The organism is Rhodococcus sp. NPDC056960, assembly GCF_042674125.1.
Lineage (GTDB): Bacteria > Actinomycetota > Actinomycetes > Mycobacteriales > Mycobacteriaceae > Rhodococcus_F.
In genome coordinates, this window is record NZ_JBHURF010000019.1 from 168141 (window position 1) to 192006 (window position 23866).

Annotated in this window: 26 protein-coding genes and 4 tRNA genes; 6 read left to right on the top strand and 24 right to left on the bottom strand. The window is 67.0% G+C overall.

What is annotated here, in order from left to right:
- Positions 1-6: 6 nt before the first annotated feature.
- From ACFTWF_RS28465 to rplJ, 3 genes are all read right to left on the bottom strand, one after another.
- Positions 7-1101: an ABC transporter ATP-binding protein gene (locus ACFTWF_RS28465; RefSeq protein ID WP_072940034.1), complete on the bottom strand. Its 1095-nt coding sequence runs from the start codon at positions 1099-1101 to the stop codon at positions 7-9.
- Between the two features lie 300 nt (positions 1102-1401).
- On the bottom strand, positions 1402-1788 hold the full coding sequence (gene rplL, locus ACFTWF_RS28470; RefSeq protein WP_378464482.1) for a 50S ribosomal protein L7/L12: 387 nt from the start codon (positions 1786-1788) through the stop codon (positions 1402-1404).
- A 78-nt stretch (positions 1789-1866) separates the two neighbouring features.
- Positions 1867-2427, bottom strand: coding sequence for a 50S ribosomal protein L10 (gene rplJ, locus ACFTWF_RS28475; RefSeq protein WP_005252102.1), 561 nt, complete (start codon positions 2425-2427; stop codon positions 1867-1869).
- Positions 2428-2889: 462 nt separating this feature from the next.
- Here rplJ and ACFTWF_RS28480 point away from each other — a divergent pair, with 462 nt between their 5' ends.
- Positions 2890-4509, top strand: coding sequence for an MFS transporter (locus ACFTWF_RS28480; protein WP_378464483.1), 1620 nt, complete (start codon positions 2890-2892; stop codon positions 4507-4509).
- A gap of 65 nt (positions 4510-4574) precedes the next feature.
- On the opposite strand, the gene rplA is transcribed toward ACFTWF_RS28480, so the two are convergent.
- The 11 genes from rplA to ACFTWF_RS28535 all read right to left on the bottom strand — a co-directional run bounded on the left by rplA (position 4575) and on the right by ACFTWF_RS28535 (position 9425).
- Complete coding sequence (gene rplA, locus ACFTWF_RS28485; protein ID WP_012688869.1) at positions 4575-5291, bottom strand: 50S ribosomal protein L1; 717 nt, start codon at positions 5289-5291, stop codon at positions 4575-4577.
- Positions 5292-5451: 160 nt separating this feature from the next.
- Entirely contained in the window at positions 5452-5886 is a 435-nt protein-coding gene (gene rplK, locus ACFTWF_RS28490) for a 50S ribosomal protein L11 (RefSeq protein ID WP_005252095.1), read from the bottom strand.
- 59 nt (positions 5887-5945) lie between these two features.
- Positions 5946-6833 carry a transcription termination/antitermination protein NusG gene (nusG, locus tag ACFTWF_RS28495; protein WP_378464484.1) on the bottom strand — a complete coding sequence of 296 codons (888 nt, stop codon included), beginning with the start codon at positions 6831-6833 and terminating at the stop codon, positions 5946-5948.
- Between the two features lie 58 nt (positions 6834-6891).
- On the bottom strand, positions 6892-7341 hold the full coding sequence (secE, locus tag ACFTWF_RS28500) for a preprotein translocase subunit SecE (RefSeq protein ID WP_378464485.1): 450 nt from the start codon (positions 7339-7341) through the stop codon (positions 6892-6894).
- 31 nt (positions 7342-7372) lie between these two features.
- Positions 7373-7445: transfer RNA gene (locus ACFTWF_RS28505), tRNA-Trp, on the bottom strand.
- A 184-nt stretch (positions 7446-7629) separates the two neighbouring features.
- On the bottom strand, positions 7630-8055 hold the full coding sequence (gene hadB / locus ACFTWF_RS28510; RefSeq protein ID WP_005252091.1) for a (3R)-hydroxyacyl-ACP dehydratase subunit HadB: 426 nt from the start codon (positions 8053-8055) through the stop codon (positions 7630-7632).
- Positions 8042-8605: a (3R)-hydroxyacyl-ACP dehydratase subunit HadA gene (hadA, locus tag ACFTWF_RS28515; protein WP_185725147.1), complete on the bottom strand. Its 564-nt coding sequence runs from the start codon at positions 8603-8605 to the stop codon at positions 8042-8044. The genes hadB and hadA overlap by 14 nt, the downstream gene beginning before the upstream one ends.
- 90 nt (positions 8606-8695) lie before the next feature.
- Positions 8696-8863, bottom strand: a complete 168-nt coding sequence (rpmG, locus tag ACFTWF_RS28520) for a 50S ribosomal protein L33 (protein WP_005252089.1) — start codon at positions 8861-8863, stop codon at positions 8696-8698.
- Positions 8864-8924: 61 nt separating this feature from the next.
- Positions 8925-8997: transfer RNA gene (locus tag ACFTWF_RS28525), tRNA-Met, on the bottom strand.
- Between the two features lie 45 nt (positions 8998-9042).
- Positions 9043-9115 (bottom strand) — tRNA-Thr (locus tag ACFTWF_RS28530).
- 227 nt (positions 9116-9342) lie between these two features.
- A tRNA-Tyr gene (locus ACFTWF_RS28535) sits at positions 9343-9425 on the bottom strand.
- A gap of 199 nt (positions 9426-9624) precedes the next feature.
- Here ACFTWF_RS28535 and ACFTWF_RS28540 point away from each other — a divergent pair.
- Positions 9625-10116, top strand: a complete 492-nt coding sequence (locus ACFTWF_RS28540; protein ID WP_378464486.1) for a YajQ family cyclic di-GMP-binding protein — start codon at positions 9625-9627, stop codon at positions 10114-10116.
- A 68-nt stretch (positions 10117-10184) separates the two neighbouring features.
- Here ACFTWF_RS28540 and htpX read toward each other — a convergent pair whose 3' ends face one another.
- Both htpX and ACFTWF_RS28550 read right to left on the bottom strand, forming a co-directional pair.
- Complete coding sequence (htpX, locus tag ACFTWF_RS28545; protein ID WP_378464487.1) at positions 10185-11045, bottom strand: zinc metalloprotease HtpX; 861 nt, start codon at positions 11043-11045, stop codon at positions 10185-10187.
- 145 nt (positions 11046-11190) lie between these two features.
- Positions 11191-12246 (bottom strand): polyprenyl synthetase family protein, encoded by a 1056-nt coding sequence (locus ACFTWF_RS28550; protein ID WP_378464488.1) that lies wholly within the window; start codon positions 12244-12246, stop codon positions 11191-11193.
- 130 nt (positions 12247-12376) lie between these two features.
- Between ACFTWF_RS28550 and ACFTWF_RS28555 the strand changes: the two genes are divergently transcribed.
- Complete coding sequence (locus ACFTWF_RS28555) at positions 12377-13639, top strand: geranylgeranyl reductase family protein (RefSeq protein WP_378464489.1); 1263 nt, start codon at positions 12377-12379, stop codon at positions 13637-13639.
- Between the two features lie 3 nt (positions 13640-13642).
- On the opposite strand, the gene ACFTWF_RS28560 is transcribed toward ACFTWF_RS28555, so the two are convergent.
- The 5 genes from ACFTWF_RS28560 to menD all read right to left on the bottom strand — a co-directional run bounded on the left by ACFTWF_RS28560 (position 13643) and on the right by menD (position 19117).
- A complete protein-coding gene (locus tag ACFTWF_RS28560; protein WP_378464490.1) occupies positions 13643-14341 on the bottom strand; it encodes a demethylmenaquinone methyltransferase in 699 nt (232 codons plus the stop codon).
- Positions 14342-14403: 62 nt separating this feature from the next.
- Positions 14404-15780 carry an NAD-dependent succinate-semialdehyde dehydrogenase gene (locus ACFTWF_RS28565; RefSeq protein ID WP_378464491.1) on the bottom strand — a complete coding sequence of 459 codons (1377 nt, stop codon included), beginning with the start codon at positions 15778-15780 and terminating at the stop codon, positions 14404-14406.
- Between the two features lie 55 nt (positions 15781-15835).
- A complete protein-coding gene (locus ACFTWF_RS28570; protein WP_378464511.1) occupies positions 15836-16981 on the bottom strand; it encodes a glycosyltransferase family 4 protein in 1146 nt (381 codons plus the stop codon).
- 73 nt (positions 16982-17054) lie between these two features.
- The gene (locus tag ACFTWF_RS28575; protein ID WP_378464492.1) at positions 17055-17495 is read right to left on the bottom strand and encodes a DUF3592 domain-containing protein; all 441 of its coding nucleotides are present in this window, start codon (positions 17493-17495) and stop codon (positions 17055-17057) included.
- Positions 17492-19117: a 2-succinyl-5-enolpyruvyl-6-hydroxy-3-cyclohexene-1-carboxylic-acid synthase gene (gene menD / locus ACFTWF_RS28580; protein WP_378464493.1), complete on the bottom strand. Its 1626-nt coding sequence runs from the start codon at positions 19115-19117 to the stop codon at positions 17492-17494. The genes ACFTWF_RS28575 and menD overlap by 4 nt, the downstream gene beginning before the upstream one ends.
- Before the next feature lie 93 nt (positions 19118-19210).
- Between menD and ACFTWF_RS28585 the strand changes: the two genes are divergently transcribed.
- Complete coding sequence (locus tag ACFTWF_RS28585; protein ID WP_378464494.1) at positions 19211-19822, top strand: flavin reductase family protein; 612 nt, start codon at positions 19211-19213, stop codon at positions 19820-19822.
- Positions 19823-19868: 46 nt separating this feature from the next.
- Positions 19869-20696 carry a siderophore-interacting protein gene (locus tag ACFTWF_RS28590; protein WP_378464495.1) on the top strand — a complete coding sequence of 276 codons (828 nt, stop codon included), beginning with the start codon at positions 19869-19871 and terminating at the stop codon, positions 20694-20696.
- A gap of 50 nt (positions 20697-20746) precedes the next feature.
- On the opposite strand, the gene ACFTWF_RS28595 is transcribed toward ACFTWF_RS28590, so the two are convergent.
- Genes ACFTWF_RS28595 through ACFTWF_RS28605 form a run of 3 tightly spaced genes read right to left on the bottom strand, consistent with a single transcriptional unit; the run spans position 20747 to position 22898 of the window.
- Entirely contained in the window at positions 20747-21193 is a 447-nt protein-coding gene (locus ACFTWF_RS28595; RefSeq protein WP_378464496.1) for a DUF6918 family protein, read from the bottom strand.
- Positions 21194-21238: 45 nt separating this feature from the next.
- Positions 21239-22240 carry an o-succinylbenzoate synthase gene (locus ACFTWF_RS28600; protein ID WP_378464497.1) on the bottom strand — a complete coding sequence of 334 codons (1002 nt, stop codon included), beginning with the start codon at positions 22238-22240 and terminating at the stop codon, positions 21239-21241.
- A gap of 4 nt (positions 22241-22244) precedes the next feature.
- Positions 22245-22898, bottom strand: coding sequence for a PaaI family thioesterase (locus ACFTWF_RS28605; RefSeq protein WP_378464498.1), 654 nt, complete (start codon positions 22896-22898; stop codon positions 22245-22247).
- 74 nt (positions 22899-22972) lie between these two features.
- On the opposite strand from ACFTWF_RS28605, the gene ACFTWF_RS28610 reads away from it, so the two are divergent.
- A complete protein-coding gene (locus ACFTWF_RS28610) occupies positions 22973-23866 on the top strand; it encodes a 1,4-dihydroxy-2-naphthoyl-CoA synthase (protein WP_072939980.1) in 894 nt (297 codons plus the stop codon).

Here is a 23866-nt window from a genome sequence, read left to right on the forward strand (position 1 = left end):
TTATGCCTACCCTTGTCCGTGAGTGGTGTTTTCGTACCCTTCACCCCGGTATGCGGGGATGACCTGCGTATCTTCCTGGCTGTATGCGTAGTCGTAGCCTCCGCCGCCGTTTCCGCCGGAGGTCTCGTCGAGGCTTTCCTGGATCGCGATCTGGGCGTTCTCCGGCAACGTGTGCATGATGTGCCGCACCCGCTCCTGGCGGCGGGCCACGGCCTGGCGGAACGGCATCCCCGGCGTCGCCTTCATCTGCGGAACGATCCCCTCCACATCGTCGACGCCACCGGCATGGTGACCGGCATCGACCATCGCCTGCTCCTGCGCCATCTGCGCCTCGTCCTTCTCCTCCGACATCCCGATCGGACCGATCATCGTGCCGTTCAGGAACTGCTTGACCACCGGCTCCTCACTGGTCAGCAGCACCTCCCGCGGACCGAACATCACCAGATGCCGCCGGAACAACATCCCGATGTTGTCCGGCACCGTCCGCGCCAGATTGATGTTGTGCGACACGATCAGAATCGTCGCATCGATCTCCGCGTTGATGTCGATCAACGTCTGCGAAATGTAGGTGGTGCGGACGGGGTCGAGGCCGGAGTCGGGCTCGTCCACCAGAATGATCTGCGGATCCAGCACCAGCGCCCGCGCCAGCCCGGCACGCTTGCGCATACCACCGGAGATCTCCCCCGGCAGCTTGTCCTCGGCCCCGAGCAGACCGACCAGCTCCATCTTCTCCATCACGATCTTGCGGATCTCGGACTCGGACTTCTTGGTGTGCTCCCGCAACGGGAACGCCACGTTGTCGAACAGGTTCATCGACCCGAACAGCGCACCGTCCTGGAACAGCACCCCGAACAACTTCCGGATCTCGTACAACTCCTTCGAGGAGCACTCGAGAATGTTGGTGCCGTCGATCACGATCGACCCCTGCTCCGGACGGAGCAGACCGATCAGCGACTTCAGAAACACCGACTTACCCGTACCCGACGGGCCCAGCAACGCACTCACCTCACCGGCCGGAAGAGTCAACGTGACGTCCTGCCAGATCCTCTGCGAGCCGAAAGACTTGGTAAGTCCCTCGACGGAAACCTCGACTCCCACCATTACCTCCGCGACCGTCCGATGCACTCACCCCGTGTGGGTTGGGTCACTCTATCGCATCGGAGTGTTACCTGTGACAGGCTATGCTACTCATGAGTAAGAAAGATGCCAACAGCGGGTCCCACAATGCAAAACAACGTGTCTGAACTGGGATAACGGTAGCGAAATTTTTGGTCGCGCGTCCAGGTTTCGGCCACTATTCTCGACACTCCGAAGGCGTCTGCGGACACGAAAAAGGGCCACTTCCCACGTGTGGGAAGTGGCCCTTTCGTCTACTCGGTGAGCAGCGCGGGTGAAACCGTCCTACTTGACGGAGATCTTCGCGCCGGCAGCCTCGAGCTTCTCCTTGGCGGCTTCGGCCGCGTCCTTGGCAACCTTCTCCAGGATGGCCTTCGGAGCACCCTCGACGAGGTCCTTGGCTTCCTTCAGGCCGAGGCCGGAAACGACCTCACGGACGACCTTGATGACCTGGATCTTCTTGTCACCGGCCGACTCGAGGATGACGTCGAACTCGTCCTGCTCCTCGGCAGCGTCAGCGGCAGCAGCCGGGGCGCCGGCAGCAGCAACGGCAACCGGAGCGGCAGCGGTGACCTCGAAGGTCTCCTCGAACGCCTTCACGAACTCCGAGAGCTCGAGGAGGGTGAGCTCCTTGAACTGGTCCAACAACTCTTCGGTGCTGAGCTTCGCCATTGTGGCGGTCCTTCCTGTAAGTCCCATGTCGCTGATCCGCGACCGGGCGGGGTTATAGCAGTGATGCGCGGGTGCGGATCAGCTTTCGGCTGCAGCCTCGGCGGGAGCTTCGGCAGCTCCGCCTTCTGCGGCCTTCTTTTCCTGCAGCGCGGCGGCCAGACGGGCCACCTGCGAAGCAGGAGCGTTGAACAGGCCTGCGGCCTTTGCCAAGTTGCCCTTCATCGCGCCGGCGAGCTTGGCCAACAGGATCTCGCGGGACTCGAGGTCCGCAATCTTGTTGACCTCGTCCACGGACAGCGCAGCGCCGTCCATGTAGCCGCCCTTGATGATGAGCGCCTTGTTGTCCTTCGCGAAGTTCTTCAGAGCCTTCGCAGCATCGACGGGCTCGCCCTTGATGAATGCAATGGCGGTCGGACCGACGAAAAGGTCATCAAGGCCCTCGACGCCCGCTTCAGCAGCGGCACGCTTGACCAGGGTGTTCTTGGCGACGGAGTAGGTGGCACCTTCTCCGAGAGCGCGTCGCAGTGTCGTGATGTTGCCCACCGTCAGACCACGGTATTCCGTGATCACAGCAGCGGTCGAACCCTTGAACTGCTCGGTGATCTCCGCAACCGCGGAAACCTTCTCAGGCTTTGCCATACTTCGCCTCCTCTCATGACAGTCGTTATCCCACTTCGGAACCGCTGCGCACCGCCGGTATCCCGGAGCACACAATCCACGACATGCAAAACGCCCCGGTGCAGGGCACACGGGGCGTGAAAGGAAGCCATTCGGTCAGCGCACACACGTGACCGATACGCATCCCCCTACCTCGTCCTCCTGCGTGGGCCGCCGGACATTCCCGGACTTTCAATCGCACCCTTGCGGGAGACGATCACCAACGGTCTTGGGTAGAACATGATTTGGGGTGAAGCTCAAATACTGCATTGAACTCCGCACGACAGATTACGGCATGCCCTGCACAACCGCCAAATCGCGACTCGAACCCGGTCGGTGACGAGTGACGCACCTCACTATTCGCGTATCGATGTGGTTCATCAGACCCCGACCGCCTCGAATTACCTGTTACGGAGCGTCACATATATGGTCTAGCTTCGAGACATGACACTCCTCGAAGCCCGTGCCGTCGTGGCCGGCTCCCGGACGCGCCGCTTCCTCGCGCTCGCCGTGATCTGCCTGGCCGAACTGCTCGTCGTGCTCGACAACACCATCGTCAACGTCGCGCTCCCCTCCATCGGCGTAGAACTCCGCACCAGCGTCAGTGGGCTCCAATGGGTCGTCGACGCCTACACCCTGACCTTCGCCGGTCTGTTGCTGGCGTTCGGCAACCTCGGCGACCGCTACGGCCGGCGGCGCGTCATGATCATCGGGCTGATCGGCGTCGCCGTCATGTCGATCGCCGGAGCCAACGCCGAGAGTCTCGGCCAGGTCATCGCTGCCCGCGCGGCGATGGGCGTGTTCGCGGCCGCCGTCTTTCCCGCGACCCTCGCCCTCGTCATCAACATCTTCACCGACGTGCGGGAACGGGCACTGGCCATCGCCGCGTGGACCGCGATGGCAGGGTTCGCAATCGCCATCGGTCCGATGGCCGGTGGATGGCTGCTCGAGCACTTCAGCTGGCACTCGGTCTTCTGGATCAACGTGCCGATCGCCGTCATCGCGGCAGCGGCAACGCTGCTGCTGGTGCCGGAGTCGCGCGCCTCCGTCGTCGGACGCATGGACCTCGTCGGAATCGCCGCCTCGATCACCGGAATCACCGTGCTCGTGTGGGCAATCATCGAGGCCCCGCACCACGGGTGGGCGTCGCCCGTGACGGTCGGCGCCGTCGCTGTCTCGGTCGCGGTGCTGGCCGGATTCGTCTTCTGGGAGTTGCGCACCGAGCACCCGATCCTCGACCTCCGCTTGTTCCGCAACCGCAGGTTCTCGCTCCCCGCGCTCGCGATCGCGATCGGCTACTTCTCCATGTTCGGCTTCCTGTTCCTCATCACGCAGTACTTCCAGGGAGTCCGCGAATACACACCGTTCGAGTTCGGCGTCGCATCGCTGCCCTTCGCCGTGTCCGTGGCGGTCGGCGCACCCGTCGCGACACTGCTCGCCCAGCGAATCGGGACGACCCCCGTCATCGTGTTCGGACTTCTCCTCACCGGCGTCGGCCTGTACCTCGGCGGTCAGGTGGCCGTCGACAGCAGCTACCTGACGGACGTGCTCCCGTCGATGGTGTCGATGGCGCTCGGCTTGGCCGTCGTGCAGGGTCCCGCGACCGAGTCGATCATGGCGTCACTTCCCCTCGACGAGGCCGGAGCCGGTTCGGCGGTGAACGACACGACCAGGGAGATCGGGGGCACACTCGGCGTCGCCGTGCTCGGATCGATCGTCGCGTCGTACTACGCCACGACGATGGGTCCGCTGCTGGACCGGATCCCGGCGAGTTTGATGAACGAGGACGACAAGGGCTTCGCGCGGGCCACGGTCCTGAGTGTGCTGGAGATCCGTAAGCGGCCGATCCCGCCGTTCCTCGAACAGCAGCGTGAGAATCTCATCCTCACCATGAAGACGACGGTCCTGCAGGGCTCGCACACCGCGTCGCTCGTCGCTGCCGGCGCCGTCGTCGTCTGCGCGGTCGTCGTCGCGATCTTCATGCCGTGGGCGCCGGCGCGCACGGATTCCGTGATGCTGGCCTGGCGGAAGCACCCCGCACCGGAGCCGATCGACGCAGACTGACCCCGGAAATGCAGTTCGGCCGGTACGGAAGATTTCCGTACCGGCCGAACTGTGTGAAGCGAGACTTACGCGTCGGCATCCTCGAGAAGGTTGCGGGTGCGGTTCGGGTCCACCGGGATGCCCGGGCCGGTGGTGGTCGAAACGGTGACCTTCTTGACGTAGCGGCCCTTCGCGGAGGACGGCTTCGCACGCAGGATCTCGTCCAGCGCGGCGCCGTAGTTCTCCACCAGCTTGGCGTCGTCGAACGACGCCTTGCCGATCACGAAGTGCAGGTTGGCCTGCTTGTCGACGCGGAAGTTGATCTTTCCGCCCTTGATGTCCGCGACGGCCTTCGTGACGTCAGCCGTCACTGTGCCCGTCTTCGGGTTCGGCATCAGGCCACGCGGTCCGAGGACGCGGGCGATGCGGCCGACCTTGGCCATCTGATCGGGGGTCGCGATGGCGGCGTCGAAATCGAGCCATCCGCCCTGGATCCGCTCGATGAGGTCCTCGGCGCCGACGGCGTCGGCTCCGGCGGCCTCGGCCTCGGCGGCCTTCTCACCGACGGCGAACACGATGACGCGGGCAGTCTTACCGGTGCCGTGCGGCAGGTTGACCGTGCCGCGGACCATCTGGTCCGCCTTGCGGGGATCGACGCCCAGACGGACGGCAACCTCGACGGTCGCGTCCATCTTGCTCGACGACGTCTCCTTCGCCAGCTTCGCAGCCTGCAGCGGGCTGTACAGCTTGTCGAAGTCGACCTTCTCAGCGGCGGCGAGATACGCCTTGCTGCGCTTTGCCATTTCTTCTGTCCTAACTTCTCACCGCAGTGTGTCTCGTCTGCAGTGGTGAATGGTTCAGTAGTGGTCGGGGCCTGGCCGGCCCTCCCACGCTTTCGTCGACGGCGGTGCCGTCAGGTGATCTCGACGGCGGTGCCGTCAGGAGATCAGAGATCAGGGTGACTCAGCCGTCGACCGTGATACCCATCGAGCGTGCGGTGCCGGCGATGATCTTCGCGGCCTGCTCGATGTCGTTCGCGTTGAGGTCTTCCTGCTTGGTCTTCGCGATTTCGCGCACCTGGTCCATGGTCACGGAAGCAACCTTGGTCTTGTGCGGCTCGCCGGAGCCCTTCTGCACGCCTGCAGCCTTGAGCAGCAGCTTGGCGGCCGGAGGGGTCTTCAGCTTGAAATCGAAGGTCCGGTCTTCGTAGACCGAGATCTCGACCGGCACCACGTTGCCGCGCTGGGACTCAGTCGCCGCGTTGTAGGCCTTGCAGAACTCCATGATGTTCACGCCGTGCTGACCAAGCGCGGGACCCACGGGCGGTGCAGGGTTAGCCTGACCGGCCTGGATCTGAAGCTTGATGAGCCCTGCGAGCTTCTTCTTCTTGGGGGGCATCTCGATTTCCTAATTCTTGCTGGGTGTGTTTCTTGCTACTGCAGTGCAAGTGTGTGGCGCTAGATCTTCGCGACCTGCGTGAAGGACAACTCGACCGGGGTCTCACGACCGAAGATCGAGACCAGGACCTTGAGCTTCTGCTGCTCGGCGTTGACCTCACTGATGCTGGCGGGCAGCGTGGCGAACGGGCCGTCCATGACGGTGACCGATTCGCCGACCTCGAAGTCGACCTCGATGAGCGGCTTCGCGAAGCTTTCGCCGCCGGTCTCCCCTGCCGAGACAGCCGCCGCGGCGGTCTGCTTCTTCTGTTCCTGCTGCGGGAGCAGGAACTTGATGACCTCGTTGAGGGTCAGCGGGGACGGACGCGACGTGGCACCGACAAATCCGGTGACGCCGGGCGTGTTGCGCACGGCTCCCCAGGACTCGTCGTTGAGATCCATGCGGACCAGGATGTAGCCGGGCAGAACCTTGCGGTTGACCTGCTTGCGCTGGCCGTTCTTGATCTCGGTGACCTCTTCGGTGGGAACCTCCACCTGGAAGATGTAGTCGCCGACGTCGAGGTTCTGCACACGGGTCTCGAGGTTGGCCTTGACCTTGTTCTCGTAGCCCGCGTAGGAGTGGATGACGTACCAGTCACCGGGTGCGCGACGCAGCGCGGCCTTGAGTTCCGCAACGGGATCCTCGGGCTCTTCGGCTGCCACGACGTCATCGGTGGACACGGCCTCATCGGCGGTCACAACGTCGTCAGAGGCCTCTGCCTCGTCGTCGGTCGCAGTCTCGTCGGCGACGAACTCGTCGGCCGGGGCGTCTTCGGTCACGTCGTCACCGACGAATTCCGCGGTTTCGGTGCCCTCGTCGGCAGCCTCGACATCCACTTCGGCTGCCGCCTCGGCAGAAACACGCTCTTCGGCCAAGGCCTCATTCGTGTCGTTCTCGGGGGTGCTCACTGGGGCACTCGCTTCCTCTCGTCACTCACATACTTCGGATCCACCGGGGCGGATTCCGTCAACCGAACAACCAGGTGACGCCTTTGATGACCGCCAGATCCAGCACGCCGATGAACGCCACCATGAACACCACGAATACCAGGACGACGCTGGTGTAGGTGATCATCTGCTTGCGATTGGGCCAGATGACCTTGCGGAGCTCGGCGATGACCTCGCGGAAGAACCTGCGCAGGCGCTTGAAGATGTTTTCCGTGCGCGGTTTGTCGGCGCGATCTCTCTTGGCCGGCTTGACTGCGGTGGCCGTCTCCGACTTCGAACGTTCCGGTGACTTCACGGAACTCGCAGCGATCTCGGTACCCGCCGGAGAACGACGGCCCTGGCGCTTGCCGCTGGGCTTGCCCGAGGGAGTGGCGGAACGCGTGGTGGCGTCGGCCGCGGTGTCGTCGGCACCGTCCGGGCGCGTCGACCCTGAAGTGTCGCCGTCGCGCTTGGCGCGCTCCTCGCTCACGTCGTTCCTCTCAGTCGCTGGCATCCGGGGGCAGGGGCGACAGGACTTGAACCTGCAACCTGCGGTTTTGGAGACCGCTGCTCTGCCAGTTGAGCTACGCCCCTTTGGTCGGGAGACCTGATCCGAAACTAGCCTCGGACCAACTCTTGACCGACCTCTCTGTGATTACATGACACGCGCGCCACCCTTGCCGGCCGTAGAGCACCGTAGGGCAGCGCGCAGCGCTGAGTAATCCCAGAAATCTCAGTGTACTTCAAAGCCCCGGAACAAACCCAATCCACCCGGCTGTCAGGCCAGACGGACCGTTGCGGTGGCGCGACCGAAGATCTTCTTTCCCTCGGAGCGCGCCACGATCGCGACTACTGCTGTCTTGCTTTCTTCGTCGAGCGACTTCACCTTACCGGTGTACTCGACCTGCGCGGCCTCGTCCTCACGGACGTAGACCGAGCTCGTGAAACGAACGTTGTATTCCTTGACCGCACCCGGATCGCCGAGCCACGACGTGACGAAACCGCCGCCGAGACCCATGGTGAGCATTCCGTGCGCGATCACGTTGTCCAGACCGGCGAGCTTGACGACCTCGTCGCTCCAGTGGATCGGGTTGGGATCGCCGGACACGCCCGCGTAGTTGACCAGGTCGCCACGCGTGAGCTTCACGATGCGTTCGGGGAGTTCCTCCCCCACCGAGACGTCCTCGAACTTACGAAGCGCCATGCATGATCACGTCCTTGACTGCGTGAGCGATGTTCTCGTCGACCTCGCCGCCGGTCCGCGCGACCAGCGTCGTCCACGTGGTCTGGACCAGCTCGTCGTGCTGATCGGTGACGATGTTCTTGGTGACGATGATGTCGCTGCCACCCATCTGACGGAACGACTCCAGGTACACGTCGCACACCAGACGGTCGCCGACCTTGATCGGCTTGTGGAACTCGAGCCGCTGGTCGGTCTGCAGGATCTGGCTGGGGTCGTAGCCGGTGACGATCTCCTTGAAGAGACGACCCTGGGCGATGATGCCGACGAGCGAGATGAACGTCAGAGGCGCGAGGAGGCCGTCGTAGCCGAGGCCCTTGGCGGCGTCCTCGTCGTGGTGGGCGGGGTGCCAGTCCTGCACGGCACGCGCGTACTCGCGCACCTTCTCGCGTCCGACCTCGTAGAAGTCGTCGACGCGGTAGTGGTGCCCGACCATCGCGAGTGCATGCGCGGCAGGATCGGCAGGTACAGCCGCGGGCACGTATGCCTCTGTCTCTGTCACAGTGTCAGTCACGCGAAAGAACCTCTTCTACCCTTGACGTCAGCGCGTGAGGGCAGCCTAGAGGACTCCCTTCGCGAACGCAGTCCTTGGTTCCGGACCGTGTTACTTGGACTCGCGATGCGACTGGTGAGTTCCGCAGTTCGGGCAGAACTTCTTGATCTCCAGGCGATCGGGATCGTTACGCCGATTCTTCTTGGTGATGTAGTTGCGGTGCTTGCATACCTCGCAGGCCAAAGTGATCTTGGGCCGAACGTCAGTCGAGGAGGCCACGGGATGCCTTCTTTCGGGTGAATCTGATTACGAGCAATCAGGGTGGATCATGCATATTGTGTAGCGGTGACCGGACTTGAACCGGCGACGCAACGATTATGAGTCGTTTGCTCTACCAACTGAGCTACACCGCCTCGGTGTCGAGTGTCGCGCACCAGGCGCTCCACTTCAATCCAGCGAGCCCCCTAACGGAATCGAACCGTTGACCTTTTCCTTACCATGGAAACGCTCTGCCGACTGAGCTAAGGGGGCGTGCTTCGCTCGCACATCGCTGTGCGCTGAAGCCTTGACGAGATTACACAGAGTTCGCGTCCAGAAACAAATTGCCTGGTCAGCCGCTTTCGTCGGCGGCGGTACCTGGCAGTTCGGCTCGTACGCCCTGCCGGGTGTCGGAGCCCGCCCGCATCGCGGCCCACGAACACGTCCGGTCCACGAACGACAGAACCCCGGTGAGCTGTCGCTCACCGGGGTTCTGTGTGTGGCAGATGTAGGATTCGAACCTACGTAGGCATAAGCCGACGGATTTACAGTCCGCTCCCATTGGCCGCTCGGGCAATCTGCCGGGTTTGCACGAGGAGCGCGAAATCTGTAGGAAATCGCTCTCCGCTGCGGAAAGAAGAATACAACGAACGGCCCCCCGTTTTGCAAACCGGGTGGATACGGGCGGTTGCGAACCGATAGCGTCGAATCTGCTCGTCGGCATTCGGCGGGCCTCCGGCCGGGTCGCGGCGGGGAGAACCAGACGAAACCGGGAGTGTGAAGTGGCTGATTCGTCCTTCGATGTGGTGAGCAAGGTGGAGCGTCAAGAGGTGGACAACGCCCTGCATCAGGCCGGCAAGGAGCTGTCGACCCGGTTCGACTTCCGGAACACGGGGGCAACGATCGAGTGGTCCGGCGAGGAAACCATCACCCTGACGGCCGACACCGAGGAGCGACTGCTCGCCGCCCTGGACGTCTTCAAGGAGAAGCTGATCCGGCGAGACATCTCCCTCAAGGCGTTCGACGCGGGCGAGCCGGCGCAGTCCGGGAAGATCTACAAGCTGTCCGGCAGCCTCGTCCAGGGCATCACGACCGAAAATGCGAAGAAGATCACCAAGAAGATCCGCGACGAGGGCCCCAAGGGCGTCAAAGCGCAGATCCAGGGTGACGAGCTGCGGGTGAGCAGCAAGAAGCGCGACGACCTCCAGGCCGTCATTTCCCTGTTGAAGGGCGAGGACTTCGGGATCGCGCTGCAGTTCGTGAACTACCGGTAGGCGCTCCGCGCCCGTGCGCCTTTCTGGTCGTTGCCGCAACCAGAAAGGCGCACGGGCGGCAAAGCCGCCTACATCCCCGCCATCCGCTCGAGCCGCTCGATCCGCTCGGCCATCGGGGGGTGGGTGGAGAACATCCGGCTGACCTTCTCGCCGGTGCGGAACGGGTTGGCGATCATCAGATGCGACTGCGCGGCGAGCTGCGGCTCCGGCGGCAGCGGCGCGGCCTGAGTGCCCTGTTCCAGCTTCCGTAGCGCGGACGCCAGCGCGAGGGGGTCGCCGGTGAGTTCGGCCCCCGACTGGTCGGCCTGGAACTCCCGCGACCGGGACACCGCCAGTTTGACGACGGTCGCCGCGATGGGTCCGAGCAGCGACACCAGGAGCAGTGCGATCGGGTTGGCGCCCTGCCCCCCGCCGCGTCCCCCGAACATGTTGGCGAACATGGCGAAGTTTGCGAGCCCCGACACGACGGCTGCCATCGCGCCGGCGACCGACGAGATCAGGATGTCGCGGTTGTAGACGTGCGACAGCTCGTGCCCGAGCACTGCCCGCAGTTCCCGCTCGTTGAGGATCTGCAGGATCCCGCTGGTGCAGCAGACTGCGGCGTGGCGGGGACTCCGCCCGGTGGCGAAGGCGTTGGGCGCGCTGGTGGGACTGATGTAGAGCCGCGGCATCGGCTGATGCGCGGTGGTCGCCAGCTCCCGGACGATGCGGTAGATGACCGGCGCCTGCACCTCGGTGATCGGCTGGGCGTGCATCGCCTTGAGCGCCAGTTTGTCGCTGTTGAAGTACACGTACGCGTTCATTCCGACCGCGAACACGATTGCCAGCAGCAGGATGGTCGGGCTGCGGAACAACGCGCCGATGAACACGATCAGCGCCGACATGCCGACCAACAGAACCAGAGTCTTCGCCCCGTTTGCGTAGCGCACGTCACGCCTTCCTTGTCGTTGTCACCCGATCACGATCGTCCGAATTTTCGGGATCTTGATCATTCAACGAAGCACGGGGGCAGCACGGTTCCCGTTCGGGACGAGATATCGGGGTGATGAGGAGTTCAGGTACTGACGATACGGCTCAGCCGACGCGCTCGATCGTGTAATCGACGAGCTTCACGAGGGCGTCGTTGGCCGGACCCTGCGGCAACTCGGCGAGCTGCGCACGGGCCTGGACCGCGAACTCTTCGAGCTTCGCCTTCGCGGCCGCCATGCCGGGCGACCGTTCGAGGATCGCGAGCGCCTCCGCGACGTCGTCGTCGTCGGTGACGGGACCGTCGAGGAGCACGCGCAGACGGTCGGCGTCGGGCCCCTCGTCGCGCAGCGCGTACAGGACGGGCAGCGTGTGGACGCCCTCGCGCAGGTCGGTTCCGGGGGTCTTGCCGGACTGCGCGGACACCGAGGAGATGTCGATGATGTCGTCGGAGATCTGGAAGGCGGTGCCCACGGCGTCGCCGAGTCGTTCGAGGCGCTTCACGTGATCCGCGTCCGCACCGGAGAAGGTGCCGCCGAAGCGCCCGGACGCCGCGATCAGAGAACCCGTCTTCTCCCAGACCACCTTGAGGTAGTGCTCGACCGGATCCTGTTCGCCGCGAAGCCCGATCGTCTCGCGCATCTGACCGGTGACGAGTTCGGCGAACGTCTCGGCGATGATGCGCACCGCCTCGGGGCCGAGCGTCGAGACCAGGCGCGACGCGTGGGCGAACAGGTAGTCGCCTGCGAGGATGGCGACGCTGTTGCCCCACCGCGCGTTGGCGCTGGGTGCACCGCGGCGCATCGACGCCTCGTCCATCACGTCGTCGTGGTACAGCGTGGCGAGGTGGACCAGCTCGACGACCGTGGCCGCCGTGACCACCGACGGGTCGGCGGCATTCGGTCCGAGCTGGGCCGTGAGCACCGTGAACAGCGGGCGAAAACGCTTGCCCCCTGCCTTCGCGAGATGCAATGCGGCCTCCGTCAGGAAATCCTCCCCGTCGGAAAGCTCGCTGACCAGCAGCTCCTCGACTTGCTTCAGTCCTTCACGGACCGTGGCAGCAAGCTGCGGGTCGCCGAGATCGATCCCGGCGACCGTAGTGCCCACTACAGCGTCGGCAGCGGTGTGTGCTGCGCCCTCGGTGCTCACGTTCTCAGTACCCATTCCTGTCGTCAGTGACAGCGCGGTTCCCGCGCCGTCGGTGGCGGCTCGGCTACCACGGTAGTGAACCTAGCGGTTCCGCTGCCCGTCGGCCTCGCCGCGGTCGCATAGCGAAGCCTGACAGGATGTAGGTGTGCTCGCAGCAGAACAGTCCCCCGCGGGATCCCCGCTTCCCACCGCCACCGACGTCCTGGTCGTCGGTGCTGGTCCGGCCGGTTCCTCGGCCGCCGCGTGGGCGGCGCGCGCGGGCCGCGACGTCGTCCTCGCCGACGCGGCGGTGTTCCCCCGCGACAAGACGTGTGGCGACGGCCTCACGCCGCGCGCCGTCGCCGAGCTCGATCATCTCGGTCTCGGCGACTGGGTGCGGTCGAAGGGAACCAACCGCGGGCTGAGGCTCAGCGGGTTCGGGCAGGAGCTCGAGCTGGAGTGGCCCGGCCGGTCCTTCCCCGCGGTCGGCAGCGCGGTGGCCCGCACCGAACTGGACGACAAGATCCGTGCCACCGCCGTCGACGCCGGCGCGGTCATGGTGCAGGGCGCCAGGGCGATCGGCGTCGAGCGGGACGGCGATCGGGTGACGGCGGTGACCGTGACGACGCCCGGAGGGACGCACACCATCGCGTGCCGGACGCTGATCGTCGCCGACGGCGTCCGGTCCACGCTGGGCAAGCAATTGGGCAGGCAGTGGCACCGGGACACGGCGTACGGCGTGGCTGCCCGCGCCTACATCGCGACCCACCGCAGCGCCGACCCGTGGATCACCTCGCACCTCGAACTGCGGGACGGCGACGGGACGCTGCAGTCGGGATACGGCTGGGTGTTCCCGCTCGGGACGGGCGAGGTCAACATCGGCGTCGGCACCCTCGCCACCGCCAAACGCCCCGCTCCGGGCGCCCTGCGACCGCTGCTGGACCTGTACACGGCGCAGCGGCGCGACGAATGGAACTGGGACGGGGAGTTGCGGGCGGTCGCGTCCGCCCTGCTGCCGATGGGCGGTGCGGTGTCGAACATCGCGGGCCTGAACTGGGCGATCGTCGGCGATGCGGCGGCGTGCGTGAATCCACTGAACGGCGAGGGCATCGACTACGGGCTCGAGGGTGGTCGCCTGGTCGCGGAGATCCTCGACGCCGACGATCTGACGCAACTGTGGCCGTCGATCCTCCGCGAGCGATACGGCCGCGCGTTTTCGGTGGCGCGGCGACTCGCCGGCCTGTTGACCGTTCCCCGCGTGCTGCCGGCGTCCGGCCCGGTGGCGATGCGCTCCCGTGCTCTGATGACCGTCGCGGTCCGCGTCATGGGCAACCTCGTCACCGAGGAGGACAGCGACCTCACGGCCCGCGCGTGGCGGGCGTCCGGCCGGGTGTCGCAGAAGGCCGACTCGCGACCGTTGTTCGGCTGAGGTTTAGCGGGTGGCGCGGTGCAGGGCGACCACACCACCGGTGAGGTTGCGCCACTGCACGTTCCGCCATCCGGCGGCCTCGATGCGCTGCGCGAGTTCCTCCTGGGTCGGCCATGCGCGGATCGATTCCGCCAGGTACACGTAGGCGTCGGGGTTGCTGCTGACGGCGCGCGCGACCCGCGGCAGCGCCCTCATCAGGTACTCCATGTAGACGGTGCGGAACGGCCCGAACACGGGGGTCGAGAACTCGCTCACGACGAGGCGCCCGCCAGGTTTGGTGACCCGGGCGATCTCGCGGAGTCCGGCGTCGAAGTCGGAGACGTTGCGCAACCCGAAGGAGATCGTGGCGGCGTCGAACACGGCGTCGGCATAGGGCAGGTGCATGGCGTCGCCGGCGACCATCGGGACACGGCGGTCGATGCCGGCCTGCAGCATGCCCTTGGAGAAATCGGTGGCCACACACCAGGCGCCCGACCGTCCGAGTTCGACGGTCGACACCCCGGTGCCCGCGGCGAGGTCGAGGACCCGCTCCCCCGGTTTCAACGCCAGCGCCGAGCGCGTCGCCTTGCGCCAACTGCGGTCCTGACCGAACGAGAGAATCGTGTTGGTGAGGTCGTAGCGCTTCGCGACGCCGTCGAACATCGACGCGACCTCGTGCGGATCCTTTGCGAGCGACGCCCGCGAACCGTGTGTAGTTGCCACGCCCGAAACGCTACCAACCGCGCCCGGCACCGATGTCGGCGCCGGGCGCGGAGGCGCGGCGGTCACTTCTTGGAGACGCGGACCAGTTTCTTGTTGACGAACTCGTCCATCCCCCACGGGCCGAGTTCGCGGCCGACGCCGGAACGCTTCACGCCACCGAACGGCAGTCCTGGCAGTGTCGTGCCGTGCTCGTTGACGAAGGCCATCCCGACGTCGAGCCGGTCGGCCACCTCACGCGCCCCGTCGAGGTCGGTGCTCCACACCGAACCGCTGAGCCCGTAGGAGGAGGAGTTGGCGAGTTCCACGGCTTCGTCGGCGGTGGCGACCTTGTAGACGACGCCGACCGGCCCGAACAATTCCTCGCTGTAGGCCCGCATCTCGGGAGTCACGTCGACGAGCAGCGTCGGTTCGACGTACGAACCGGGGCCGTCGACCTTCTTCCCACCGGCGAGGAGCGTCGCACCCTTGGCGACGGCGTCCTCGATCTGCTCGATCAGGGAATCCGCGGCGCTCTGCGAGGACAGCGGCCCGAGGACGGTCTTCGCGTCGAGCGGATCGCCGGTCGGGGTGGCCTTGAACGACTCGGCGAGCTTCGAGACGAACTCGTCGTAATTCGGCTCGGTCACGATGAAACGCTTGGGCGAGTTGCAGGCCTGGCCTGCGTTGGACAGGCGGGCACGGGTGGCCGTCTTGACGGTGGCGTCCATGTCGTCGGTGTCGAGGACGACGAACACGTCGGAGCCGCCGAGTTCGAGTACCACCTTCTTGAGGTTGCGCCCTGCCGTCTCGGCGACGCTGGTCCCGGCCCGCTCACTGCCGGTGAGGGAGACGCCCTGGACCCGCGGGTCGGCGATCATATCGGCGATCTGCTCGTTGGTGGCGAACACGTTGAGGTACGCGTCGTCGGGAAGACCGGCCTGCCGGAAGATCTCCTCCATGAGCAGCGCCGACTGCGGACAGTTCGGAGCGTGCTTGAGCAGCACGGTGTTGCCGAGCACGAGGTTCGGTGCCGCGAATCGGGCGACCTGGTAGTACGGGTAGTTCCACGGCATCACGCCGACGAGCGCACCGATCGGCCTGCGGTAGACGACGGATTCGTCCGCGCCCGGCACGTCGAGCCGTTCCGCCTCGAGCAGTGCCGGACCGTTGTCCGCGTAGTAGCGGTAGATCGCCGAGGAAAGCTTGACTTCGCCCTTCGCCTCGCGGACGGGTTTGCCCATCTCGAGGGCGATCATCCGCGCCAGTTCGTCCTCGCGCTCGGCGTAGAGGTCGGCGGTCCGGCCCAGAATGCGGGCTCGCTCCTCGGCAGGGACGGTGCGCCATTCGAGATATCCGCTGTGGGCGCGTGCGAGCGCCGACTCCACTCCTGCCTCGTCCAAGGTTGCGAATTCCCGGACGGTTTCACCGGTCGCGGGATTGACAGTTTTGTACTTGGCCATGCCTGAGCAACGACGAAGCGACCTCGCGGAGTTCCCGCGGCTGCCGAGCCGGTGGTCAGGCCGCCCGGGACTCGCGAAAACCCTGACCGCCGACGACCGCCGCGTAGTGGCCCAGCAGCTCGTCGCAGATCGCCGGCCACGTGCGGTGCAGCACCGACTGCCGGGCGGCCTCCCCGAAGCGCGCCCGCATCCGGCGGTCGCGCAGCGCGTCCACGGCGCTCGGCAGCAGTTCGCCGAACCGGTCCACCGGAAGCAGATAGCCGTTGCGGCAGTGCGCGACCAGATCGCGCGGCCCACCCGCATCGGGTCCGATCACCGGCACCCCGCTCGCGAGCGCCTCCTGGACCGCCTGGCAGAACGTCTCGTGCTCGCCCGGGTGGACGAACACGTCCAGGCTCGCGTAGGCCTCGGCGAGCTCCGTACCGCCGAGCTGGCCGGTGAAGACCGCGTCCGGCATCAGCCTCTGCAGCCGGGCCCGGTCCGGACCGTCGCCGACGATCACCAGCCGGACGCCGGTGTCGTCCGCGAGTGCGGCGAGCCGCTCGACGTGCTTCTCCGGCGCGAGCCTGCCCACGAATCCGACGACCAGCCGGTCGGAGCCACCCAACCAGGAATCCCGCAGGACCGTGCTGCGGCGGGACGGCGCGAATCGGGTGGTCTCCACGCCGCGCGCCCAGCGGTGGACCCGCGGAATCCGCTGCTCGGCGAGCGCCTCGACCGCCGAAGTGGACGGTGCGAGCGTGCGGGTGCAGCCCTTGTGGATCCGCCGGGTCCAGGCCCACGCCGCCCGGCTCGTGATGCCGAGGCCGTAGCTCTCGGCGAAACCCGCCACGTCGGTCTGGTACACCGCGACGGTGGGCACGTCGAGCCGGTGCGCCGCCCCGAGTCCACCCGCCCCGAGCAGGAACGGCGACGCCAGATGCACCACGTCGGGACCGAATGCGCGCAACGCGGCGGTGAGTCCCGGCTGCGGCAGCCCGACGGGCAGCGAGCTGACTTTCGGAACCATCACGGCGGGCACCCGGTGGACGGGCACGCCTTCGTGGTCGGTCGGCGCCGATATCTGCGACCCGACCGTGTCCGGGGCGACGACCATCGCCTGGTGTCCGGTGCGCTGCAGGTGGTCGAGAACCCGCAGCACCGAGTTGGTCACACCGTTCATGTTGGGCAGGAACGACTCCGCAACGATGGCTACTCTCACGTCGCTCAGCGTGGCAGTGCTCGTGGTCACAGCAGCGAGATCGACATGACTGTCGCGCGAAGTTCCGGGAAACTCAGGATGACACTGCCGGCGAGGACGCCGCCTGTTCTTCCCGTCGCCGCAGATACCAGATCAGCGGGCCCGCGATCAGCCACGTCACGACGATCAGCGAACCCGCCGGGACGACCGCGACGCTGGCGTCGCGCCCGGACACCCGCACCAGGTCGGGGTCGCTGCGCGCGTACTCGACGTCGATCCGCTGTCCCACGGTGAGGTTGGTCGGGTACAGCACGCCGAGTTCGGGGTTGTGAGTCACCCCGTCCGGGGTCACGAAGCTGATGGCCGAACGCAGCGATCCCGCCGACAGCACCTCCGCGGTGGCCACGCCCTTGTCGGATTCGATGGTGTGATCGTTGCGCCAGGCGGCGAGGACGAGGAGCACGGCCAGGACGGAGATGCCGATCGCCGTCACCAGCACGCCCCGCCGGACGCGGCGCGTGACCCGCGCATTCACAATTGCGCTCGCACCGCAGCGTGCAGTTCACGCAGCCCGGAGCGTTCGGTGGTCACCTCGAGCACCCGGATCCCGCGGTCGCCGGGGAGGTCGGGCGTGCTCAGCCGGGTCGACAACTCACCCAGACCGACGAGGTGGTGCTCCACGCGGTACGCGGCGCAGAGCGCAGCGAGATCCATCCCGTGCGGCGTGCCGAAGACCCGCTCGAACACGCCCGCGTACTGGGGGTCGCCCTGTTCGAGCAATTCGAAGATGCCGCCGCCGTCGTCGTTGGCCACCACGATCGTCAGGTCGCGGGGTCGCGGTTCCCCGCTGCCGATCAGCAGCCCGGACGCGTCGTGCAGGAAGGTGAGGTCGCCGAGCAGGGCGACCGTGCGCCCCTCGCCGTAGGCGAGCGCCGCCCCGACGGCCGCGGACACGGTACCGTCGATGCCGGCGACGCCCCGATTGGACAGCACCCGGATCTTCGGCGCCGGGTAGCTGACGAGCGCCGCATCGCGGACGGGGTTGGACGCCCCGAGCAGCAACTGATCACCGTCGGACAGCGCGTCCATGACGGCGGCGGCCACGTGCAGTCCCGTCGCCTTCGGGTGGGCGGCGAGTTGGGCGCGGACCGCCTTGTCGGTGTGCTCGGACAGCGTGCGGCATCGGTTGATCCAGGCCCGGTCGGGTTCCCCGGACACGACCGCCCGGGTTCCGGTGGCGAGCACGTTGCCGGACACGTCGGGCCAGCGGGGGCCGGTGGTGAGCGCGTACACGGCCACCGCCGGGTCGGCGAGGACCTTCGACACCGACCGGTGCAGGGTGGGGCGCCCGGTGATCACGGCCTGCCGCGGCTTGAGCTGCGGCAGCGCCATCGGGTGCACCGGAATGCCGTGCAGCGGCGCCGTCGGCTCCGCGACCGTCGGAAGTCCGGCAAGCTCCGGCCGCAACGCGGACCCGTGCCCGGAGATGACGATGGTGTCGGGGCCGATGTCGAGGTCCATCGGCACGTCGAGCGTCGCGTGCTGGGTGGTGGTCCACGCCGCGCCACCCGGTCGTCCCTGCGGAACGGGACCCTGCGCGTGGACGTCGGGAACGAGCGGTTCCCGCAGCGGGATGTCGAAGTGCACCGGGCCGGCGTTCCCCGACCGGGTGCCGCGGGCCGCGGCGAGAACCCGGCACACGGCCGAACGCCACTGGCTGTTCTGCGCGGCGTCGTCCTCCGCCAGACCCAGGCTGATGGTCGCCCGGACCTGGCTGCCGAACAGTCCGAGCTGCTCGATGGTCTGGTTGGCGCCGGTGCCGAGCATCTCGTACGGGCGGTTGGCGCTGAGCACCACGAGCGGCACGCGGGCGTAATTGGCCTCGAGAACGGCGGGACCCAGATTGGCCACGGCGGTGCCGGACGTCATGACGATCGGGACCGGACGCCGGCCGGCCACGGCGAGGCCGAGGGCGAGAAATCCCGCGGTGCGCTCGTCGATGCGCATGTGCAGGCGCAGCCGCCCCTCGAGGTCGGCGGCCTGCAGGGCGAACGCCAGCGGAGCGTTCCGCGAACCCGGGCAGAGCACGACCTCGCGAACTCCCCCGCGGACCAGTTCGTCGACGACCGCGGTGGCTTGAGCAGTGGACGGGTTCACGCCATCAAGAGTGTCAGATACTCCGGCGGGTGCGTCCGGCGACCTCGCCGGGTGAGTTCGCGGCCACAGCCCGGGCGCTGACACCATGAACGGATGCGCACACTCTTCGATCCCGCCGAACTGCCACCACGCCGCATGTACCAGGTGCTGACCGCGTCGGTGGTGCCGCGACCGATCGCGTGGGTGTCCACGGTGTCGGCGGACGGGGTGGCCAACCTGGCCCCGTACAGCTTCTTCTCGGTGTCCAGCACGCAGCCGCCGGTGGTGCAGTTCACGTCGGTCACCCGCAAGGACAGTCTCCGCAACATCGAGGCGACGGGCGAGTTCGTGATCAACCTGGCGACCGAACCCCTGGTGTCGGCCGTCAATGCCAGTTCGGCGACGTACGACAGCCACGTCGACGAGTTCGCCGCGCTGGGCATCGACACGGAACCCAGCGAGCGGGTGCGGCCCGTCCGGGTCGCGGGTTCGCCCGTCGCCATCGAATGCACCCTGAAGCAGGTGATACCGGTCGGTGACTCGTTCGTGGTGATGGGTGACGTGGCGGCGATCGCGGTCCGGTCCGAGGCGGTCGCCGACGACGGGCTGCCGGACTTCGAGACTCTCGCGCCCCTGAGCCGCCTGGGTCGCAACGAGTGGGGTCTGCCGCCGAAGGTCGTGCTGCTCGACCGCCCACACCGCCCCGAACAACCGACGATTGGTTAGGCTTACCTGACAACACAGCTTTCGCACCCGGGGAGACTTCGCAGCCATGGCCCAACGCACCAAGTTCGTCAAACCTCAGAGTCGCCGGATCGCGTCGGCGCGCGTGGTCGCCGCCAAGCAGATCAGCCCGAGCTTCGTCCGCGTCACCATCGCCGGCGAGGAACTCGACTCCGTCAGCCCCATGGGCCACGACCAGTGGTTCCGGATGTTCTTCCCCCAGAAGGGGCAGACCACGCTGCGGCTGCCCACCAGCGCGAGCAACCTCTGGTATGCCCAGTACAAGCTGATGTCCAAGGACTCGCGACCCGTCGTCCGCAACTACACGATCCGCGAACTGCGGGTGGCGGGGTCGGGGACGTTCGGCGACACCACCGAGATCGACATCGACTTCGCGTCGCACGGGGACCTCGGTCCGGCGTCGGCGTGGGCGAACACAGCCGCGGCCGGGGACGAACTGGCGATACTCGACGAGGGGCTGATCTACAACCCGGCCCCGGACGCGGAATGGCAGCTGCTCGTCGGCGACGAGAGCGCGCTGCCCGCGATCGTCGGGATTCTGCGGTCGGCGCCCCGGGACCTGCGGGCCGAGGTGTTCATCGAGATCCCCGATGCCGAAGACGCTCAGGAGGTTTCGGTGGGCGACGGCGTCAACGTGCACTGGCTGGTGCGTGACGACGCCGATGCCCGTCCGGGAGTACTCGCGCTGAACACGGTGATGCAGGCGGAGTTGCCGTCCGGTCCGTCGTACACCTTCGTCGCCGGCGAGAGCGAGCTGACGACGGCGCTGCGGCGGCACCTGGTGAACGAGCGCCGCGTCCCGAAGTCGCACATCTCGTTCACCGGCTACTGGCGCCACGGTCACGCCGCGCCCTGACAGGTGAGTGGCAATGCGTGCCGGGGCACACATTGCCACTCACCTGAGGATCAGTTGGCGTGCTTCTGGACGAGGGCGCCCAGACGCGGAAGCGCCTCGATTACATGCTTCTTGGCCGAACCACGCAGCGAGGAGTACACCTTCTTGACCGCGGCGCGGTCGCTGCCCTCGATGCGCTCGTCCGTGACGCCGAGCAGCGAGTCCGCCGCCTCGTCACTGCGCGCGACCAGGTACTCGGAGAACGACGCCTGGCCGGTGGCGGTGAAGTCCTGCCAGTACGGCTCGAGCTTGGCGACGAACTCGGGCAGCAGGCCCTCGATGGCGTCCGGCACGATCGACGGTCCCACCTTCTTGACGGCGCCGTATCCACCCTTGAGTGCCAGTCCCGAGGCCCCCGACTTGTCCGAAACCTCCGCGTCGATGAGAGCCTGGACGTCTGCGATGACCGCAGGGACGCGCGACTCGTCGAGCAGGGTTTCGTTCAGAGCTGCAACCACTTTCAATGCCTCCGTATTGACTGAGCGATCAGGTCCGGCCAGACACTATACGAAAAACCGGACGCCGCGTTGTTCGAGCAGGCCATGGCACCGGCGCGCCCGCTCGATCCACCAGCGCGAACGCTCCGGCGACGCGGCGAGGCCAGTGAGCCGTTCGAAGTCGGGTATCACCGCCTCGACGGTGAGCGCGCCGCCGACCGGTTCGCGACCGCGGGCCACGTCCGCCTCGAAGAGCCCGCCGGTGCCGAGACCGCACGCGAACTGCAGTTCGGGGAGCGCCGCGGCGGCGGCCACCCCGGCCGCGATCCCCACGGCGGTGTCGAGCGCACTCGACACGACCACCGGCACGCCGTGCGACGCCAGCTCGTCGGCGAGCGACAGCAGTCGCCGCATCCCGCCCAGCGGCGCAACCTTCACGACGGCCACGTCGGCACCGCCCGCCCGCACGACCTTCAGCGGATCCTCGGCGCGGCGGATGCTCTCGTCGGCGGCCACCCGCACGCCGGGCAACCGGCGGCGGATCTCCACCAGTTCGGGCACGCTCGCGCACGGCTGCTCGACGTACTCGAGGGGACCGTCCGCGGTCAGGGCCCGCAACGCGGCCTCGGCCTCGTCGACCGACCAGCCGCCGTTGGCGTCGACGCGCACGTTCGGGACGAGGTCGCGGACGGCCGTCACCCGGGCGACGTCGTCGGCGAGGGTCTGACCGCGTTCCGCCACTTTCACTTTCGCGGTCCGTGCGCCGGGGTATCGCGCGAGCACGTCGGGCACCCGGTCGGCGTCGACGGCGGGAACGGTCGCGTTGATCGGCACCCGGGCGCGCACCGCGGGCGGCGGCCCGAGCCAGGCGTCCTCGATCGCCGACTGCAGCCAGTGCACCGCCTCGTCGTCCGCGTACTCGGGGAACGGTGCGAATTCGCCCCATCCGGCGGGTCCGCGCAGCAGCAACGCTTCCCGCGTCGTGATGCCGCGGAACCGCACACGCATCGGCAGACTCACCACGACCGCGTCGGCCAGAACGTCCCCGAGGGAGGGCAGGGATGTCACGGGGTCAGGGCTGCCCGGGCAGGAGCACGAGCATGAGGGCCTCGCATTCCGCGAGGAGCGTGTCACCGTGCGTCAGCTTGGCGGTGATGTAGGTCTTGCGTCCGTCGACGCGGTCCACCTTGCCTTCGATGGCGAGCGTGGTGTTCAGCGGTGTGATCGCGCGGTAGTCGACGTGCAGGTACGCGGTGCGGCTGATCGGGCGGCCGTAGGCGTGCACGATCATGCCCATCAGGTCGTCGAACAGCAGCGGCAGCGTGCCGCCGTGCGCGGCGCCGTTCCCGCCGAGGTGATAGCGGCGGAACATGCCTGTGCTCCGCACCCCGTCGGGTCCGAACTTCTCGATGTTCCATGGTGGCAGAAGGAGACTCCCCCGGCCCGGCAGTTCGATCGTCCGCCCGGCCGGCGACCGCCCCTCGGGTGCCACGTGCGGCCCGAGCAGCTCGGCCAGCTTCTCCACCTGGTCGGCGGCCTGCACGAGGACGTCGTCCGGGGCGTCGACGGACACCGCGAGGTCCTGCAACGTGCGCATTCCCTCGACGAACCGCGCCCAGTCCGGACCGGGTGTCACCGGCTCGTACTTGGGGAACCCGCCGTGATGCTCGTACTCGTCGTCGCCCGTGCCGTCGAGACCGGCGACGTCCGCAGCCTGTTCGCTCATACCTGCACGGTAAACCCGGGCAAAACTCCTGCGCGCGCGGACACCCGCCGACGGCACCCGATAACCTCGGAGCCGTGACCTTCAACCCGCAGCACTGGCGACCGGTTCCCGGTTTCGAGAACCTGACCGACATCACCTACCACCGGCATGTCACCCAGGGAATCGTCCGGGTGGCGTTCGACCGCCCCGAAGTGCGCAACGCCTTCCGCCCGCACACCGTCGACGAGCTGTACCGGGCCCTCGACCACGCCCGGATGACGTCCGACGTGGGCGCCGTGCTGCTCACCGGCAACGGTCCGAGCCCCAAGGACGAGGGCTGGGCGTTCTGCTCCGGCGGCGACCAGCGCATCCGCGGCCGCAGCGGATACCAGTACGCGGAAGGGGAAACCGCGGACACCGTCGACAAGGCCCGCGCCGGACGCCTCCACATCCTCGAGGTGCAACGGCTGATCCGGTTCATGCCGAAGGTCGTCATCTGTCTCGTCAACGGATGGGCCGCCGGCGGCGGTCACAGCCTCCACGTGGTGTGCGACCTGACGCTCGCCAGCCGCGAGCACGCCCGGTTCAAGCAGACCGACGCCGACGTCGGCAGCTTCGACGGCGGGTACGGCAGCGCCTACCTCGCCAAGATGGTGGGCCAGAAGTTCGCCCGCGAGATCTTCTTCCTCGGCGAGACGTACACCGCGGAGGAAATGCACCAGATGGGCGCGGTCAACAAGGTCGTCGACCACGCCGAACTCGAAGACGTCGCCATCGACTGGGCCACCAAGATCAACGGCAAGTCCCCGCAGGCACAGCGCATGCTCAAGTACGCGTTCAACCTCCAGGACGACGGCCTCGTCGGGCAGCAACTGTTCGCCGGCGAGGCAACCCGCATGGCGTACATGACCGACGAAGCCGTCGAAGGCCGCGACTCCTTCCTCGAAAAGCGCGAACCCGACTGGAAGCCGTACCCCTGGTACTTCTGA

Excerpts from the sequence above, each read along its gene's own strand:
- ACFTWF_RS28465 (WP_072940034.1), bottom strand. The coding sequence starts at position 1,101 with ATGGTGGGAGTCGAGGTTTCCGTCGAGGGACTTACCAAGTCTTTCGGC.
- rplL (WP_378464482.1), bottom strand. The coding sequence starts at position 1,788 with ATGGCGAAGCTCAGCACCGAAGAGTTGTTGGACCAGTTCAAGGAGCTC.
- rplJ (WP_005252102.1), bottom strand. The coding sequence starts at position 2,427 with ATGGCAAAGCCTGAGAAGGTTTCCGCGGTTGCGGAGATCACCGAGCAG.
- ACFTWF_RS28480 (WP_378464483.1), top strand. The coding sequence starts at position 2,890 with ATGACACTCCTCGAAGCCCGTGCCGTCGTGGCCGGCTCCCGGACGCGC.
- rplA (WP_012688869.1), bottom strand. The coding sequence starts at position 5,291 with ATGGCAAAGCGCAGCAAGGCGTATCTCGCCGCCGCTGAGAAGGTCGAC.
- rplK (WP_005252095.1), bottom strand. The coding sequence starts at position 5,886 with ATGCCCCCCAAGAAGAAGAAGCTCGCAGGGCTCATCAAGCTTCAGATC.
- hadB (WP_005252091.1), bottom strand. The coding sequence starts at position 8,055 with ATGGCGCTTCGTAAGTTCGAGGACGTCTCGGTGGGGGAGGAACTCCCC.
- ACFTWF_RS28550 (WP_378464488.1), bottom strand. The coding sequence starts at position 12,246 with ATGGGTACTGAGAACGTGAGCACCGAGGGCGCAGCACACACCGCTGCC.
- ACFTWF_RS28565 (WP_378464491.1), bottom strand. The coding sequence starts at position 15,780 with ATGGCCAAGTACAAAACTGTCAATCCCGCGACCGGTGAAACCGTCCGG.
- ACFTWF_RS28585 (WP_378464494.1), top strand. The coding sequence starts at position 19,211 with ATGCGCACACTCTTCGATCCCGCCGAACTGCCACCACGCCGCATGTAC.
- ACFTWF_RS28590 (WP_378464495.1), top strand. The coding sequence starts at position 19,869 with ATGGCCCAACGCACCAAGTTCGTCAAACCTCAGAGTCGCCGGATCGCG.
- ACFTWF_RS28605 (WP_378464498.1), bottom strand. The coding sequence starts at position 22,898 with ATGAGCGAACAGGCTGCGGACGTCGCCGGTCTCGACGGCACGGGCGAC.